Genomic DNA, 16,596 nt, shown 5'->3' on the forward strand with positions numbered 1-16,596 from the left:
AGGCGCTCCCCCCTTACCACAGACTGGTGTCGTTCATCCTGCGGGCGAACGCGTTCACGCCGATCAGGAGCACGAAGTTGACGACGGAGTTGAACAGTCCGACCGCGGCCGAGAAGCTGTATTGCGCCCCGAGAATCCCCATTTGGTACACGTACGTGGCGATGACGTCGGAGCTTTCCTTGTTCAGGTTGTTCTGCATCAGGTACACCTTCTCGAAGCCGACGCCCATGACGTTTCCCAGGTTGAGAATGAGAAGAATGACGATCGTCGGCAGAATGCCGGGGAGATTGATGTGCCAGATGCGCCGCAGCCGGCTCGCTCCGTCGATGATGGCGGCTTCGTGCAGTCCTTGGTCGATGCCCGCGAGCGCGGCCAGGTAGATGATCGAGCCCCAGCCGGCCGACTGCCATACGCCCGAGAAGACGTAGATCGTCTTGAACCATTCCGGTTCCGTCATGAACGAGACCGAGTGTCCGCCCAAGAAAACGAGGATGTGGTTGACGATGCCTTTCTGCGGGGAGAGGAACATCATCACCATGCCGACCAGCACGACCGTGGACAGGAAATGCGGGGCGTATGTAACGGTCTGCACGAGCTTGCGGAACGTCTTCCGCCGCACTTCGTTGATCATGAGCGCCAGGAGAAGCGGTGCCGAAAACCCGACGGCCAGCTCGTACAGGCTGATGCCGAGCGTGTTCTTGATCAGCCGCCCGAAGTAGTAGCTGTCGAAGAAGCGCTGGAAATGGTCGAGACCGATCCAGGGGCTTCCCCAGATCCCTTTGACGGCGACGAAATTTTTGAACGCGATCTGCAGGCCGTACATCGGGAAGTAGTGAAAGACGATGAAGTAGGCCAGCACAGGGGCGATCAGCAGGTATAAATCCCAGTTTTTACGAAGCGACTTGCGCAGCGACTTCAGCCGGTGCGGTCGCCGTTCGGCCAGCGGGCCGGAAGCGGCGGCGCCGCCCGCGGACAGGCCGGGCATGGCAGGTTCCCCCTTTCGTTTCAATGTGTTTATAACGTGTTATGTTTTAAAGGGCTTACATCTCCCAATTTTTACTGCCTATATGTAAAAAGTCAAGAGTATTTTCGCGTGTTTACGGAAAAATAACATGGCTTTAACAAGATTTGTTGAATTGACGGAAAATATAAACAGTGTTATACTTCGGGTCGATGGAAGGGATTCCCTTTTGTGAATGATCGCCTATGATTCCAAGGGATTAGACGGGTTTTTACAGAATGGCGCAGAGGGGAGTGGACCATAGAATGGAGGGGCGGCTGGCTGAAATGTGCGTATTTACATAACGCGTAATATTTTTGATCATTTAATGGGCAGAGGAGGATGGAGGAATGAGAAGAAAAGGGTCGGCGGCAGCCGCTCTCTTGCTGGCTTTGCAAGCGATGACGGTATTATCGGTTCCCCGGGCCTCGGCGGAGACGGATCCTTCGTTCCGGACGTACGTCCCCACGAACATGGACAAGATTTTGCGGGATCAGCTGCTGCCGGAGCAGACATCCCCGGAGCTGCGGATGGCAGCCGCCCGCAACGAATATGAAGGCGCGCAGGTGATCGTGCGCTCGGGCGACGAGGGACTGAGCAAGCTGCAGGTGCAAGTCAGCGATCTGAAGCAGGAGGGCGGCTCGGCGAAGATCGACGCAAGCGATATCGGACTGTTCGGCGAGCGTTACATCCAGGTGACCCAGCCCACCTCGGGCAACTATCCGACCGGCTGGTACCCGGACGCGCTCGTTCCTCTGGACGGCGGCATGCTCCAGGTCGAACCGAACCGGAATCAAGGGATTTACATAAAAGTGTACGTGCCCAAAGGGCTTCCGGCCGGCGTGTACAGCGGGGAACTGACGCTTCACGAGACGGGCAACCCGGTGCGCATCCCGATCGAATTTACCGTATGGGACTTCGAGCTGACCGACGAGAGCCATACGCAGACGGCTTTTACGCTGTGGGGCGACCAGATCGCTTTTGCGCACGGCAACGTTCAGGGCGACGACTTCTGGAAGCTGCTGGACAAATATTACTGGGCCTCGGTCGATCATCGCTTGACGCCCAGCTACTTGCCCATCCCCGCGGACGACCCGGACACTTACGTCGAGAAGGCGATTCCTTACATTACGAATCCGAAAGTGTCCGCTTACCGGCTTCCGTTCTATCGGAACGCCGACGGCACCTACGACTGGGACAAGATGAAGCGGGTCGTCGACCTGCTCCGGGAGAAGGGACTGCTGTCCAAAGCGTTCTATTATATCACCGAGCTTGACGAGCCGGGACCGGCGAAGTACCCGCGCGTGCGGGAAATGAGCGAGGAGCTCGCCAAGATCGCGCCGGAAGTGCGGCACTTCGTCACGACGCAGCCGGTGGACGAGCTGACCGGAAGCGTCCATTCCTGGGTCGCCCTGGTCAACAAATACGACGAGGATTTCGCGCATGACCTTCAAGCGAGGGGACACCACGTCTGGTGGTATACGAGCGTCGTGCCTAAGGATCCTTTTCCCGCTTACCATACGGACGACGACCTGCTGGGCAGCCGGCTGCTCTCGTGGGAGCAGAAGGATTACGGCGTGGAAGGCACCTTGTATTGGTCGACGACGATCTTCGAGAAGTGGAACGGCAGCCAGTACGTTCCGCGCGACGTCTGGAACGACCCGATGGCGTTCCCGGGCGCGAACGGCGACGGCTACTTGTTCTATCCCGGAACCGACCTGGGAATCGACGGGCCGGTCGCCTCGCTCCGCATGGAGAACCTTCGCGAAGGCGCGGAGGATTACGAGTATTTATGGCAGCTGGAGCAGCGCCTGCAGGATGCGGCGCAGCGGCTCGGAGTCGCCGGAGAGGCGAACGTCCAGGACGCGATTCAGCCGTATTACGACCGGTTGTTTACGAATATGCGAGACTACCCCGACGACCCGAACAACTTGATGCAGGTTCGCCGCGAGATTGCCGGCCTGATCGAGCAGAGCGCCGAAGGGCCCCTTCATCTCGTCACCGTCCAATCGCAAGGCGATTCCGCAAGGCAGGTGACCGTCTACGCGGAGAAGGGGGCGCAGGTCAGCCTGAACGGCGAGCCGCTCGAACCGGCCGGAGGCGGCGATCCTTACGATAAATACGTCAAGACGCTCGAGTTGGAGCCCGGTCTGCAGCCGGCGACGGTCGAGATTGCCAAAGACGGCGCCGTTATCGACGACCCGTTGAAGCTTCAGGTCGGTCCGGCTTATCCTTACGCGGCTCCTTTGAACGATGCGGAGACAGCGCAGGATCTGGCCAGATGGACGCCTTCCAACGTGAACCTGAGCTTGTCCGACGAATTCGCGACCGGCGGGACGCATTCGCTTGAGGCGCAGTTCAAGGCCGGCGTCAAGTTCCCGAACATCCGTCTGTTCAACGCGGGAAGCGGGTTCAAGTCCGCCGACTGGTCCAAGTACGGCGCCTTGGAGTTCGACGTACGCAATACGGACCCTGGCCGCACGGCGATCTTCTATGTCAAGTTCCATCAGACGAACGGCAAGTCCGACGACACGCATCTGATCACGGTCCCGGCAGGCCAATCTCGTACCGTGAGCGTGCCGCTGTCCGAAGTGAAGCTGGATTTGACGCAGATCAAAGGGATCGAGCTGTGGATGTTCCAGATGGATCAGCCGCTGACGCTCGCCTTCGACAGCTTCCGCCTGACTTCGGCGACGGACGGAGACACGATGGTTCCGTAACTCGATATCACGAAGCGTTGCCGTTCCCGCGGGAGCGTTTCGGCAGTTTTAGAAGGAGAGAAACCATGCGACTCGGTGTCATAGGATACGGTTATCGGATCAGCTTGATGGTACAGGAGATGCGCAAATACGAACCCGATTGCCGGATCGCCGCCATCGCCGATATTCGGCCGGAGGAGGCGCGCAAGCGGCTGGGCCGGCCCGGCGATCCGCAGCCCCGTTTATACGAGCGGGCCCAAGACATGCTGGATGCGGAGACGCTGGACGCCGTCCTGATCGGTACGCGCTGCTCCCTTCATGCCCGGATGGCCATGGAGGTGCTGCCCCGAGGCATCCCTCTGTTCCTGGAAAAGCCGGTGGCGACGACGCCGGACGACTGGCTTCGATTGCGGGAAGCGGCCGACCGGGCTTCCGCTCCGGTCGTCGTATCGTTCCCGCTGCGAATGGCCAAGATCGTGCGGCTTGCCAAGGAGATCGTCGAATCGGGCAAGCTCGGAACGGTCGAGCACGCGCAGGCGGTCAACAACGTGCCGTACGGCGGCGTCTATTACCACGGCTGGTACCGCGACGAGAACGAGACGGGCGGTTTGTTCCTTCAGAAGTCGACGCATGATTTCGATTATTTGCAGTATCTGCTCGGCGGCGTGCCGTCCCGTATCTGCGCGGTCGCATCCAAGCAGGTGTTCAAAGGCGACAAGCCGGCGGGCCTGCGCTGCTCCCGGTGCGGCGAGCGAGACTGTCCCGAGCGGGTCGAGGGCGCCGAAGACCATCCGGACGCCGGCGACTATTGCTGCTTCGCCGAGGATACCGGCAATGAAGATTCCGGCAGCGTCCTTCTTCAATACGAAAGCGGCATGCACGTAAGCTATTCGCAAAATTTTTTCGCCCGGCGGGGAGCGGCACGGCGAGGGGCGCGGCTGCTCGGGTTCAAAGGAACGCTCGAGTTTGACTTCTATACGCAGAAGCTGCGCGTCGACATGCATCATACGCCGAGGGTGGAGACCTACGAACTGGAAGCCGGCGGCCGCCATTTCGGCGGCGATGCCGCTCTGGCCGCGAATTTCGTCGACGTGCTGAGGGGACGGGCCGAGCCCTGCGCGTCGCTGAAGGACGGATTGCTCAGCGCGCTCGTCTGCCTCAAGGCGAAGGAGGCGGCTTCCTCCTTCGCTTATCAAACGCTGGATCAGGAAGCGCGGTCTCTCGTCGGGGACATCATTCGCCCAGGGGCCATGTGATCTCTTGACTTTGTTCGACCCGGCGTCCTATAATATGCATTAACTGTATCCAAGTTTTGATTCGATGACGGGAACGAGTACTCCAACCCCAGGTCTCCAGAGAGGAAAGCCTTCGGCTGCAAGCTTTCCGCCCATGATTGGACGAACGACATCCCCGAGAACCTCGCGCGAACGGCTTCCGCAACGATGGGAAGACGCCAGTAGCGCGAAGGCGCAGCCGGGCGTTAACCGGACGAAGCGCGACTGCCGCGCGGCCGATTCGATTCGGTCGGCGACCGGCAGCGAACGACGGGTGGCACCGCGGGAGCATCGAGCTCTCGTCCCTGACATGCGAACGGCATGTCGGGGACGGGGGCTTTTTGATGTTCGGGAAATGAAGCGATTTGGGGCGAATGCCAGATACAGACAGGCAGAGAAAGGGTGGCGATAACGATGGGATTCCAGAAACCGCCGGGCACGCAGGACGCGCTCCCCGGCATCGCGGAGACGTGGCAATTCGTGGAGCGGACCGCAAGAGACCTGTGCCGGCGCTTCCACTTCCGCGAGATTCGGACGCCGATCTTCGAGACGACTGAGCTGTACCGGCGGGGGGTCGGCGAGACGACCGACATCGTGGAGAAGGAGATGTACACGTTCGAGGACCGCGGCAAGCGCAGCATGACGCTGCGTCCGGAAGGAACGGCCGGCGTCGTCCGGGCTTACGTCGAGAACAAGCTGTACGGAGAACCGGACCTGGCCAAGCTGTATTACATCGGCCCGATGTTCCGCTACGAGCGGGCGCAGGCGGGACGGTACCGCCAGTTCCACCAGTTCGGCGTGGAGGCGATCGGCTCCGCCGATCCGGCGCTGGACGCCGAAGTGATCGCGCTCGGATACGGCTTCTACAAAGAGCTCGGGCTAAGCGGCGTCACGGTCGAGATCAATTCCGTCGGCACGCCGGCGGTGCGGGCAGCGTTCCGCGCCAAGCTGCTGGACTTTCTGCTGCCGATGAAGGATAGCCTGTGCGAGGACTGCCAGTCCCGGATCGAGCGCAACCCGCTGCGCGTGCTCGATTGCAAGGTCGACCAGCACAAGTTCGCGGACGCGCCTTCCATTCTGGACAGCTTGGACGAGGAGTGCACGGCGCACTTCGCCCGCGTCCGCGAATGCCTGGACGCGATGAACATTCCGTACGCCGTCAACCCCCGCCTCGTCCGCGGACTCGACTATTACACGCACACCGCGTTCGAGTACAAGGCGCAAGGCATCGGCGCCATCGATACGGTCGGCGGCGGCGGCCGCTATAACGGTCTCGTCGCGGACATCGGCGGCGACGACCGCCCGGGCGTCGGCCTCGGCATCGGACTGGAGCGCACGCTGCTGCTGCTTGAGAGCCAAGGCGTAAAGCCGCCCGTCGGCTCTCCCGTCGACATTTACCTGATCGCGATGGGCGAGCGGGCCGAGCGGGAAGCGCCTGCCATCGTGCAGCGGCTGCGGGAAGCGGGGATCGCCGTCGAGCGCGATTACCAAGGGCGCAAGACCAAGGCGCTGTTCAAAGCGGCGGACCGGGCCGGCGCGACGTATGCGGCCATTCTCGGCGACGACGAGCTGGACAGGGGCGAGATCGCCTTGAAGAACATGGCGTCCCAGGAGCAGCGGAACGTTCCGCTGGACGGCCTGATCGAAGCTTTGCGAACATCCATAACGGAGTGAGAAAAGGGGAAATGGACCATGATGCTTAAAAACCACGACTGCGGCACGTTAACCAAACAGCACGTCGGACAGAACGTCGTCCTGAACGGATGGGTACAGGGCTGGCGCGACTTCGGCGGCATTCTGTTCATCGATCTGCGCGACCGGACCGGCATCGTCCAGGTGGTATTCAATCCGGAATTTTCCAAGGAAGCGCTGGAGATCGCCAGCCGCGCCCGCAACGAATATGTGCTGGCCGTTCAAGGGCAAGTCGTCGAGCGCGATCCCGAGACGTTCAATCCGAACCTCGCCACCGGCGAGATCGAGATCCGCGTCCAGCAGGTAGAGATCGTCAATTCGGCCAAAACGCCGCCGTTCCCGATCGAAGACGGCGTCGAAGTCGACGAGTCGCTTCGGCTGAAGTACCGCTATCTCGACCTGCGCCGTCCGGAGATGCAGCAGACGCTGCGGCTCCGTTCGAAGGCGACCAAAGTGTTCCGCGACTACTTGGACGACAATGGCTTTATCGACGTGGAGACGCCGATTCTGACGCTCAGCACGCCGGAAGGCGCCCGCGACTATCTGGTGCCGAGCCGCGTGCATCCGGGCGAATTTTTCGCCCTGCCGCAATCTCCGCAGCTGTTCAAGCAACTGCTTATGATCGGCGGCATCGAACGCTATTATCAAGTGGCCCGCTGCTTCCGCGACGAAGACTTGCGCGCCGACCGTCAGCCTGAATTCACGCAGGTGGACATCGAGACGTCGTTCCTTTCGCAAGAGCAGCTGTTGACGATGATGGAAAATCTGATGGTCAAGCTGTTCCGCGAGACGATCGGCGTGGAGGTCGAGACGCCGTTCCAGCGGCTGACGTATCACGACGCGATTCACAAGTACGGCTCCGATAAGCCGGACCTTCGCTTCGGCCTTGAGATCGAGGACGTCACCGACATCGTGAAGAACAGCGACGTCAAAGTGTTCGCTTCCGTCGCCGCGTCCGGCGGCGTCGTCAAGGCGCTCAACGCCAAAGGCTGCGCCAGCTGGAGCCGCAAGGAGCTCGACGATCTGCAGCCTTTCGCGGCCCGCTACGGCGGCAAAGGCATTGCCTGGATCACCGTCAAGGACGGCGAATGGCGCGGCCCGATCGTCAAGTTCTTCAAGCCGGAAGAGATCGCCGCGCTGACCGAGCGGCTGAACGTCGAAGAAGGCGACCTGCTCACTTTCTCGGCAGACAAGCTGAAAACGGCCGCGGACGTCATGGGCAACCTGCGCCTGAAGGTCGGACGCGAGCTCGGGCTGATCGACAACAGCCGGTTCAAGTTCCTCTGGGTGACCGACTTCCCGTTGGTCGAGTGGGACGAAGAGGCGAAGAGATACGTGGCGCTGCACCATCCGTTCACCCGTCCGCATGACGACGATCTGCACCTCTTCGACACCGATCCGGGCGCGATCCGCGCGCAAGCGTACGACATCGTGCTGAACGGCTATGAGGTCGGCGGCGGCTCGATGCGGATCTACCGCCGAGACGTGCAGGAGAAGATGTTCGCCGCGCTCGGGTTTACGATGGAGGAAGCGAAGGAAAGATTCGGCTTCTTCCTTGACGCGTTCGAATACGGCACGCCTCCTCACGGGGGAATCGCCTTCGGCCTGGACCGCCTGATCATGCTGCTGGCCGGCCGCACGAACCTGCGCGAGACGATCGCGTTCCCGAAAACGGCCAGCGCCACCGACCTGCTGACCGACGCGCCGTCCGCCGTGACCGAACGCCAGCTGGACGACCTGCATATCCGCTTGTCGGCCAAGGCGCTCGCCGCCCAAGCGAAGGCGGCCGCGCCCCAGCCTTCCGAAGAACCCGCCCCTCAGGCGTAAGCCGCCGCGGGCTTGACGCCGCACCGCCGGTCGGACCCGGGCGCGGCGTCTTTTCATCCTAACGTTAAGGAGTGAAGGTTCGATATGCTGCACCAGTTCTCGAGAACGGAACTTGCGATCGGCCCGGAAGGCTTGGCGGTTCTGAAGGGAAGCACGGTCGCCGTACTCGGCATCGGCGGCGTCGGCTCGATCGCGGCCGAGGCGCTGGCCCGATCCGGCGTCGGCCGGATCGTCATGATCGACAAGGACGTCGTGGACATCACGAACATCAACCGGCAGATCCATGCGCTGACGACGACGATCGGACAGCCCAAGGCGGACCTGATGCGCGACCGGATCAAGCTGATCAATCCCGATTGCGACGCGATCGCCATGCGCATGTTCTACACCGAGGAGACGTACGAGGAACTGTTCAAGTACGAGCTCGATTATGTGATCGACGCTTCCGATACGATCTCCTACAAGATTCACCTGATCAAGGAATGCCTGAAACGAGGCATTCCGATCATCTCCAGCATGGGGGCGGCGAACAAGACCGACCCGTCGCGCTTCGAAGTCGCCGACATTTCGAAGACGAGCGTCGATCCGATCGCCCGGGTCGTTCGCCAGAAGCTCCGCAAGGAAGGGATCAAGAAGGGCGTCAAGGTCGTCTTCTCCAAAGAAGAGCCGCTCAAGCCGCTGGAGGACGTCACCCAGCGCATCGTTCCCGATACCGCTCCCAAGGAGATCCGCAAGGCGCAGCAGCCGCCTTCGAGCAACGCTTTCGTGCCGCCGGTGGCCGGGCTGATCATGGTCAGCGTGGTGTTCCGCGAGCTGCTGGAGAAGGGCAAAACGAATACGTAAGAGAGGCCCGAGGGTGCAATTTGCCCTTCGGCCTTTTTCGTTTCAGTCGCGTCCGGCCCGGCGTACGCCGCATTCCGCCTCTTTTTGCGGACGAACAACGCTTGTCTCTGTCGGGGGGCGGCATGTCCGCATAATAATGTAACATCTCTACTTGAAGGAGGTGTTCGCAATGAGGAACGCTTGGAGAAACGGCTGTGAATGGACAGGCCATCGTTCCGGTCATCGTTCCGGAGGCCATTCCGGCGGTCGTTCCGGTGGCCGTTCCAAGGGCCATTCCGGAGGACGTTCCGGAGGACATTCCAAGGGACATTCCAAGGGCCATTCCGGAGGACGTTCCGGCGGCCGCTCCGGCTGGACGGAAGAATGACAGTTGCCGGCTTGATGCCGCTTCGGCCTGCTCCGGAGCGGCTTTTTCTTGGTTTGGCGACCGACTAGACGAATGCCGTTTCCGCATTTGACCGGTGCTCATAGGCTATCAGGAACGAAAAGGCCTGCCCGGGGAAAGGCGGAGACGTCATGGCATTGCCGATCAGAAGCTTGCACTTAGGGGAAAACGAGAATTACGAGCTCGAACGGAATCTGTGGAACGACCGCTTCATTGCGGCGACGATGCGGGTGAACGGCCAATCCTCGAAAGTGCTGGTGCGATATCGGGGCGGGCATACCCGCACGTATCCGAAGCGCTCGTACGAAGTCGTTCGCCAGGGCCGAGTCTATCATTACAACGCCGAGTTCGACGATCCGTCGATGATCCGCAATGCGCTTTCCTTCCGCTTTTTCGAATGGCTGAAAGTGCCGAGCCCGCGTACCCGGCACGTGCTGCTGTACCGCAACGGGGAACCGCTCGGCGTATACTTGGAGATCGAGGGCGTGGAGCGGCACTTTTTTCGCAAGAGGGGGATCGGGTACGCCTCTTTGTTCTATGCGGTCAATAACGACGCCAATTTCGAGCTTCGCGCCTCGGACAGCCTGCACCACAAAAGCTCGTTGCTGTCGGGGTATGAGCATAAGGCGGGCGGATATGAGGAGAGAGCCCGTCTGATGTCTTTTATTAAGGGCATTCACGAACATAACGGATCCAAGGCGGCCTCGTTCCTCAAATGCCGGTTGGACACGGATAACTATTTGCGATGGCTGGCCGGGGCGGTGCTTACGGGCAACTACGACGGCTTCGAGCAGAACTATGCCTTGTACCGCCATCGGAAATCGGGCAAATTCCGCATCATTCCGTGGGATTACGAAGGAACCTGGGGGCGGAACTGCTACGGCAACGTCGTCTCCAGCGGGCTGGTGGACGTCAAAGGCTATAACGCGCTGTCCGCCAAGCTGCTCGAACAGCCGGCGTTCCGGGCGCGCTACAAGACGATTCTGGCGGAGGCGCTTCGCGGCCCCTTTACCGAACGAAGGCTGATGCCTGTCGTTCGCCGTATGATGGGAGAGCTGTCCCCGCATATTCGGAAAGATACGATGCAGAGATGGGAGTTCTCCGAATTCCGAGGCGAAGAAGAACGAATCCGCACATACATCCGCGAGCGAAGGAAGCTGATCGCCGCCGCGATTCGGAAATGGTAAATTTGGCTCCCGTTCTGCTATGATGGTAGATAGAAAGGCGGGAGAACGATGGATCTATTCAGCTACCAGACCGAGGCGGAACCGAGAAGGCGGCTGCTGGCCGACCGAATGAGACCCGAGACGCTGGAGGAATATATCGGACAGGAGCATATCGTCGGTCCGGGCAAGCTGCTGCGGCGGGCGATCGAAGGGGACGCCGTGACGTCCATCGTGCTCTTCGGTCCGCCCGGCTGCGGCAAGACGACGCTGGCTCATATTATCTCGAAGCAGACGGAAGGCGAGTTCGTTCGGCTGAATGCGGTGGAAGCATCCGTCAAGGACGTTCGGGAAGTCATCGAGCAGGCGGAAAACAACAAAAACATGTACGGTCGCAAAACGATCCTTTTTCTCGACGAGGTGCATCGCTTTAACAGCGCTCGGCAGGACGCCTTGCTGCCGGCGGTCGAGAAAGGCGTCATCGTCTTCATCGGGGCGACGACGGAAAATCCGTACCATTCGATCAACGGCGCCTTGCTGTCGCGTTCGACGCTGTTCCGGTTGCAGCCGCTGACGAAGGAGCATTCGCTGCTCGCGATGCGGCGGGCGCTCGCGGATCCGGTCAAAGGGCTTGGTTTTATGAAGCTGAAGGTTGACGAGGATGCGCTGGAGCATCTCGCGTCCATGGCGAACGGGGACATTCGCCGGGCGCTGACCGCGCTTGAACTGGCCGCCGTCACGACGCCTTCGGAGCCGGACGGTTCGGTGCGGATCACGGTGGAGATCGCCGAGGAATCCATCCGCCAGCCGTCCGTTCAAGCCGACGAGTCGACGCAGTATGACGTGCTGTCCGCCTTCCATAAGAGCGTTCGCGGGTCCAGCGACGCGGCGCTGTTCTGGTTCCTGTACGCGGTGGAGAAGCTGGGGATGGATCCGATGGTGTTCATCCGCCGTCTGACCGTCGCTTGCAGCGAAGATATCGGACTGGCCAACCCCCAGGCGATGGTGCAGGCGGTCAGCGCGATGGAAGCGTACCACCGGATCGGCTGGCCGGAGGCAAAATACATCATTGCCCAAGCGATTTTGTTCGCGGTGGAAAGCCCGAAGTCCAACTCCATTGCCGTGACGATCGGCCGTATGATGGAGACGATGGACGGGCTGAAATCGGCGGAGGTGCCGATTCATCTGCGGGACGCCCATTACAGCGGCGCGAAGAAGCTCGGCCACGTCGGCTACCTTTATCCTCACGACTATCCGGGCCATTACGTGGACCAGCAATATTTGCCCGACGCCATCCGGGATCAGGTGTTTTTCGAAGCGTCCGAACAAGGGATGGAGGATAAGATGAGGCAAAATCAAGAGCGTCGCCGGTCGAAGGGGAAGCGATAACGGCTTTCGGCCGCTTTGCCGGATTCCGGATTGACAAAGCGGCGATGGCCCGACATAATATTTATATGAGCATATGATCATATATGGACACAATAAACGTACTTTTTACGGTTAGACGTAGCGGAAAGGAGGCCCGGCGAATGAGCGAAGCGAACGAAACCCGGGACCAAGCCACCGATCGCGGTCATGATTGCGGCCATGATCACGGGCATGAAAGCGATCGGGGGCATTCCCATCCCTACGGGACCGACGGCGGGCATCGGCACGGACATCATCAAGAGCACGGCCATCCTCACGGTCACCATCACCATGGACACGCCCATTTCGATCCTTCGGGCAACCGCAAGGGGCTTGCGATCGCCCTGACGCTGACGTCCGTCATCCTGGTGCTGGAATTCGTAGGCGGGCTGCTTACGAACAGTCTGGCGCTGCTGTCCGACTCCGGCCATATGCTGAGCGACGTCAGCGCGCTTCTGCTCAGCCTGCTTGCGGCTCATTACGCTTCGCGGCCCGCGACGTTGCGCAAGAGCTACGGCTATCACCGCTTCGAGATCTTGGCCGCGCTGCTGAACGGAGTCGCCTTGTTCGCCATCGCGGGCTGGATCGTCTGGGAGGCGATCGGCCGGCTGGCGTCCCCCTCGGAGGTCGAAGGATTGCCGATGATGATCATTGCTTTCATCGGGCTGGCCGCCAATCTGGGGAGCGCTTGGGCGCTCATGCGGAAAGGGGACGTTCACGGCAACGTCAATCTCAGAAGCGCCTACCTTCACGTGCTGAGCGACGCGCTCGGCTCCGTCGGCGCGCTCCTGGCCGGCTTGTTCATTTATTTGCTGGACTGGACGATTCTCGATCCCGTCATTTCCGTCATTGTCTCCGTTCTTATTCTGCGCAGCGCATGGGGCGTCATCCGCCATACGCTGCACGTTCTGATGGAGGGGACGCCGGACGGCGTCGATCCGGGCGAGATCAAAGGCGCATTGGAGAGGCTGGCCGGCGTGCTGGACGTGCACGATTTGCACGTATGGACGATCACGTCCGGTCTGAATTCCTTAAGCTGCCATTTGCTCGCGGACGGTCGTTCGGACGGCCAGGAGCTGCTGAAGAGCGCGATCCGGCTGCTGGAAGATCGCTTCGGCATTTCCCACGCCACCATCCAGATCGAACATTCCGTGGATTGCCATCGTCCGCTGAAAGTTTGATGCGGCGGGCGAAGGACTCGCTTCTATCGGTTAGAGAGTCCTTATGAGCGGGTATGAGAGGATATGAGCCGATGGAACGGGAAAAAACGGCCGGGGACGCGATCCCAGCGGATTCATGATCGGCGTCGCGTCCGTTTTCGCGGCGAATCGGCGTTTGACGTTCCAAGGCTGGATCGACTAAGCTAAAATAAAGCGAAAACTCGATGGATTTCCATTTTTTATCTTTTCTTTCCTAAAGGAGGTGTACCTATCCTCTTGCCGAGGGTAGGGGGCGTTTGGACAGTGACCCTTTTCCGCTAGCGGTGGACTTGGTCTTAATCGTCTTATTGGTGTTTCTGAACGGCTTTTTCGTCTCGATTGAATTCGCCATGGTCAAAGTGCGCGGAACGCGCATCGACACGCTCGTGCAGGAAGGGAACAAGCGGGCCCGGTTCGCTTCGCACTTGACCGGACATCTCGACGCCTATCTTTCGGCCTGCCAGCTCGGCATCACGCTCGCCTCGCTCGGACTCGGCTGGATCGGCGAACCGGCGATCGCCAGGGCGATCGAGCCGCTGTTCCACTCGCTCGGCCTTTCGGCCGGCTGGGTTCACCCGGTCAGCTTCGTGATCGGCTTCACCCTGATTACGATCATTCATATCGTGCTCGGGGAGCTCGCTCCGAAGACGCTGGCGATCCGGCAAGCCGAGACGGTTACGCTGTGGGCGGCCATGCCGCTCATCGCATTCCGCAAGGTCATGAGCCCGTTTATTTGGCTCTTGAACGGAATGGCGAACGGCTTGCTGAAGGTGGCGGGCATCGAGCCTGCGGACGAGATCTCGTCGGCCCATACGGAAGACGAGATTCGGATTCTGATGAAAGAGAGCCACAAAAGCGGACTCATCGATAACACGGAACTGACGCTCGTGGACAACATCTTCGACTTTGCCGACACGAACGCGCGCGAGATTATGATTCCGCGGACGGAGATGAGCTGCCTTTACGCCAACCAGTCGTTCGCGGCGAACAAGGAGATCGCGCTCGGCGGCATGCATACCCGTTATCCGGTATGCGAGACCGACAAGGACAACATTATCGGCTTCGTCCATATCCGGGATATTCTCAAAGCGACGGACGATTCCGTCCAGGACATCCGCAAGCTGATCCGGCCGATCACGACGGTGCCGGAGAGCATGCCGATCAGCTCTCTGCTGAAGCTGATGCAGAAGAACAAATCGCAGATCGCGATTCTGATCGACGAGTATGGCGGCACGTCCGGTCTCGTGACGCTTGAGGATATCATGGAGGAGATCGTCGGCGAGATTCAGGACGAATTCGACGAAGAGCGTCCCGATCTGGAGAAGAAGGACGACGATACGTACTCCATCAACGGTCTGATGCTGATCGAGGAAGTGAACAGCTTCTTCGGCCTCGACATTTCGACGGAAGATTACGACACGATCGGCGGCTGGATGTACTCGCAGATCGAGATCCCGCCGAAGCGGGCCCAGGCGGTCGAGATCGAGGATGGATTCCGCTTCGTGATCGAGGAGACCGACCATCTCCGAATCTCCCGCATTCAGGTCATCCGCGAGGAGAACAAGACGTGGGAAGAGCCTCAGGCGGAGACCGGCTGAGAGTCAGAATCATAAGAAGTCGCCAAGAAACGCCTTCTTTTGCATAAGGTCGAAAGAAATCGGAGGGTGTCCCAAAAGGTTATGAAAATGACCTTTTGGGACACCCTTTTTTGCTCTGCCTATTTGCCTTTTCTTCGAAATCCCCTTCCCTCAGGCCCGGCCGCAACCTGGGCGTGCTTACTTAGATAGGGACGTTTCTGCAATAGGCGGATGTTCAAGCGAGCGGCGGGGCAGCCGGCGTGCGAGACATGGAGACGGGTGAGGCGATATTCCTGAGCGAAAGGGATTTTGACGGAAAGTGCCGAATGATCGGGGCCGACCACGGCCACCGCGACAGGGTCAACCCCTTTGGCGCCGAAAGTGAGCGGCGAGGAAGCCGACTGCCGCGGCCAGCGCGAACGCCGAGCCGATGCGGTATACGACGCTCAGGCCGAACGCGTCGTAAAGCGCGCCGCCGGCCGTACCGGCGATCAGTCCCGCGAGCCCGGTCCACACCATGCCGAACAGCGCCTGGCCGGAGGAGCGGAATTCGTCGGGAACGATCGCTTGCAGGTAGCGCAGCGCCGTAATGTAGTAGATGGCGAACGTGACGCAGTGCATGAGCTGGAGCAGCACGAAGGCGACCGGCTCGCTGGCGATGCTGAGCAGGAACAGCCGGATCATGTACATGATGCTGGCGACGGCCAGCAAGGGCAGCTCTCGAAAGCGGTGGCCGTACTTGGCGAGCAGGAAAAACATCGGAATTTCGCTCACCGACGAAGCGAGCGAGGCGGCGCCGATCATCGAGCTGCTTGCGCCATGTTCGCGCATGGCGATGGCGAGGAAGCTTTCGTTCATCCGGTGGGCCACCGATACGAGTATCACGAGGCCAAAGAAGTAGACGGTTTCCTTCCGCTTCAGAATCGACCATAACCCGCCCAGTTCGAACTTTCTCATCGTGGCTTGGAAATTGCCGAGCGCCAGCGACAGGACAAGAGACCCCGCGACGGTCAGGAGCGCGAGGATCATCGTCCAATCCGAACCGGTCGCTTTGAGGAGGAAGCCGAACCCCAGCGCGCCCACGGCGTACCCGAGCGAGCCGAACATCCGGATCGAAGGGAACGAGCGTTTCATCCGGTCGGCGGCGAGCAGCGAGACGCTGTCCATCATCGAATTGACGGGAGTTTGGAAAAAGTAGAATACGCCCATGAACAACGCGATCGCGGTAAACTGCCGCTGGGGCAGCAAGAGGCCGAGCGCGATCAATTGGCCGAGGAAAATCATCGTCAGCACGCGGTTTAGCGCTTTGGTCTTGTCGGCGGCGTAGCCGGCCAGAAGGTTGGAGAAGATGGACAGCATCGGACCGATGGAGTAAACCGCGCCGATCTGCAGCTTCGTAAATCCGATATCGTCGAAGTAAAGCGGGAAAAAGGTGACGACGAGCACCATCGTGGAATAATTCATGAAATGGAGGCTGCGGAGCACTCCGAGCTGAGCCGGATTCGACTGCCATTTTCCCATATGCGCGTT

Annotated in this window: 11 protein-coding genes; 9 read left to right on the top strand and 2 right to left on the bottom strand. The window is 60.2% G+C overall.

Annotation, left to right across the window (positions count from 1 at the left end):
* Positions 1-13: 13 nt before the first annotated feature.
* Positions 14-985, bottom strand: coding sequence for an ABC transporter permease (locus H7C18_RS00460; protein WP_185127039.1), 972 nt, complete (start codon positions 983-985; stop codon positions 14-16).
* Positions 986-1,350: 365 nt separating this feature from the next.
* On the opposite strand from H7C18_RS00460, the gene H7C18_RS00465 reads away from it, so the two are divergent.
* The 9 genes from H7C18_RS00465 (at position 1,351) to H7C18_RS00505 (ending at position 15,087) form a co-directional block, all read left to right on the top strand.
* Positions 1,351-3,720, top strand: coding sequence for a DUF4091 domain-containing protein (locus tag H7C18_RS00465; protein ID WP_185127040.1), 2,370 nt, complete (start codon positions 1,351-1,353; stop codon positions 3,718-3,720).
* Between the two features lie 65 nt (positions 3,721-3,785).
* Entirely contained in the window at positions 3,786-4,955 is a 1,170-nt protein-coding gene (locus H7C18_RS00470) for a Gfo/Idh/MocA family protein (protein ID WP_185127041.1), read from the top strand.
* A 432-nt stretch (positions 4,956-5,387) separates the two neighbouring features.
* Positions 5,388-6,647, top strand: a complete 1,260-nt coding sequence (gene hisS / locus H7C18_RS00475; RefSeq protein ID WP_185127042.1) for a histidine--tRNA ligase — start codon at positions 5,388-5,390, stop codon at positions 6,645-6,647.
* Between the two features lie 18 nt (positions 6,648-6,665).
* Positions 6,666-8,492 carry an aspartate--tRNA ligase gene (gene aspS / locus H7C18_RS00480; protein WP_185127043.1) on the top strand — a complete coding sequence of 609 codons (1,827 nt, stop codon included), beginning with the start codon at positions 6,666-6,668 and terminating at the stop codon, positions 8,490-8,492.
* Positions 8,493-8,576: 84 nt separating this feature from the next.
* A complete protein-coding gene (locus tag H7C18_RS00485) occupies positions 8,577-9,335 on the top strand; it encodes a tRNA threonylcarbamoyladenosine dehydratase (RefSeq protein ID WP_185127044.1) in 759 nt (252 codons plus the stop codon).
* A 516-nt stretch (positions 9,336-9,851) separates the two neighbouring features.
* Positions 9,852-10,907, top strand: coding sequence for a CotH kinase family protein (locus tag H7C18_RS00490; protein WP_185127045.1), 1,056 nt, complete (start codon positions 9,852-9,854; stop codon positions 10,905-10,907).
* 48 nt (positions 10,908-10,955) lie between these two features.
* Positions 10,956-12,272 carry a replication-associated recombination protein A gene (locus H7C18_RS00495; RefSeq protein ID WP_185127046.1) on the top strand — a complete coding sequence of 439 codons (1,317 nt, stop codon included), beginning with the start codon at positions 10,956-10,958 and terminating at the stop codon, positions 12,270-12,272.
* 140 nt (positions 12,273-12,412) lie between these two features.
* Entirely contained in the window at positions 12,413-13,471 is a 1,059-nt protein-coding gene (locus tag H7C18_RS00500; RefSeq protein ID WP_185127047.1) for a cation diffusion facilitator family transporter, read from the top strand.
* A 275-nt stretch (positions 13,472-13,746) separates the two neighbouring features.
* Complete coding sequence (locus H7C18_RS00505; RefSeq protein WP_185127048.1) at positions 13,747-15,087, top strand: hemolysin family protein; 1,341 nt, start codon at positions 13,747-13,749, stop codon at positions 15,085-15,087.
* A gap of 339 nt (positions 15,088-15,426) precedes the next feature.
* On the opposite strand, the gene H7C18_RS00510 is transcribed toward H7C18_RS00505, so the two are convergent.
* The gene (locus H7C18_RS00510) at positions 15,427-16,587 is read right to left on the bottom strand and encodes an MFS transporter (RefSeq protein ID WP_185127049.1); all 1,161 of its coding nucleotides are present in this window, start codon (positions 16,585-16,587) and stop codon (positions 15,427-15,429) included.
* Positions 16,588-16,596: the final 9 nt, after the last annotated feature.

Origin of the sequence: Cohnella zeiphila (assembly GCF_014212055.1) — a bacterium.
Taxonomy (GTDB): domain Bacteria; phylum Bacillota; class Bacilli; order Paenibacillales; family Paenibacillaceae; genus Cohnella; species Cohnella zeiphila.

Bases quoted from the DNA above. Each gene is read 5' to 3' on its own strand.
- H7C18_RS00460 (WP_185127039.1), bottom strand. From the start codon at position 985: ATGCCCGGCCTGTCCGCGGGCGGCGCCGCCGCTTCCGGCCCGCTGGCC.
- H7C18_RS00465 (WP_185127040.1), top strand. From the start codon at position 1,351: ATGAGAAGAAAAGGGTCGGCGGCAGCCGCTCTCTTGCTGGCTTTGCAA.
- H7C18_RS00470 (WP_185127041.1), top strand. From the start codon at position 3,786: ATGCGACTCGGTGTCATAGGATACGGTTATCGGATCAGCTTGATGGTA.
- hisS (WP_185127042.1), top strand. From the start codon at position 5,388: ATGGGATTCCAGAAACCGCCGGGCACGCAGGACGCGCTCCCCGGCATC.
- aspS (WP_185127043.1), top strand. From the start codon at position 6,666: ATGATGCTTAAAAACCACGACTGCGGCACGTTAACCAAACAGCACGTC.
- H7C18_RS00485 (WP_185127044.1), top strand. From the start codon at position 8,577: ATGCTGCACCAGTTCTCGAGAACGGAACTTGCGATCGGCCCGGAAGGC.
- H7C18_RS00490 (WP_185127045.1), top strand. From the start codon at position 9,852: ATGGCATTGCCGATCAGAAGCTTGCACTTAGGGGAAAACGAGAATTAC.
- H7C18_RS00495 (WP_185127046.1), top strand. From the start codon at position 10,956: ATGGATCTATTCAGCTACCAGACCGAGGCGGAACCGAGAAGGCGGCTG.
- H7C18_RS00500 (WP_185127047.1), top strand. From the start codon at position 12,413: ATGAGCGAAGCGAACGAAACCCGGGACCAAGCCACCGATCGCGGTCAT.
- H7C18_RS00510 (WP_185127049.1), bottom strand. From the start codon at position 16,587: ATGGGAAAATGGCAGTCGAATCCGGCTCAGCTCGGAGTGCTCCGCAGC.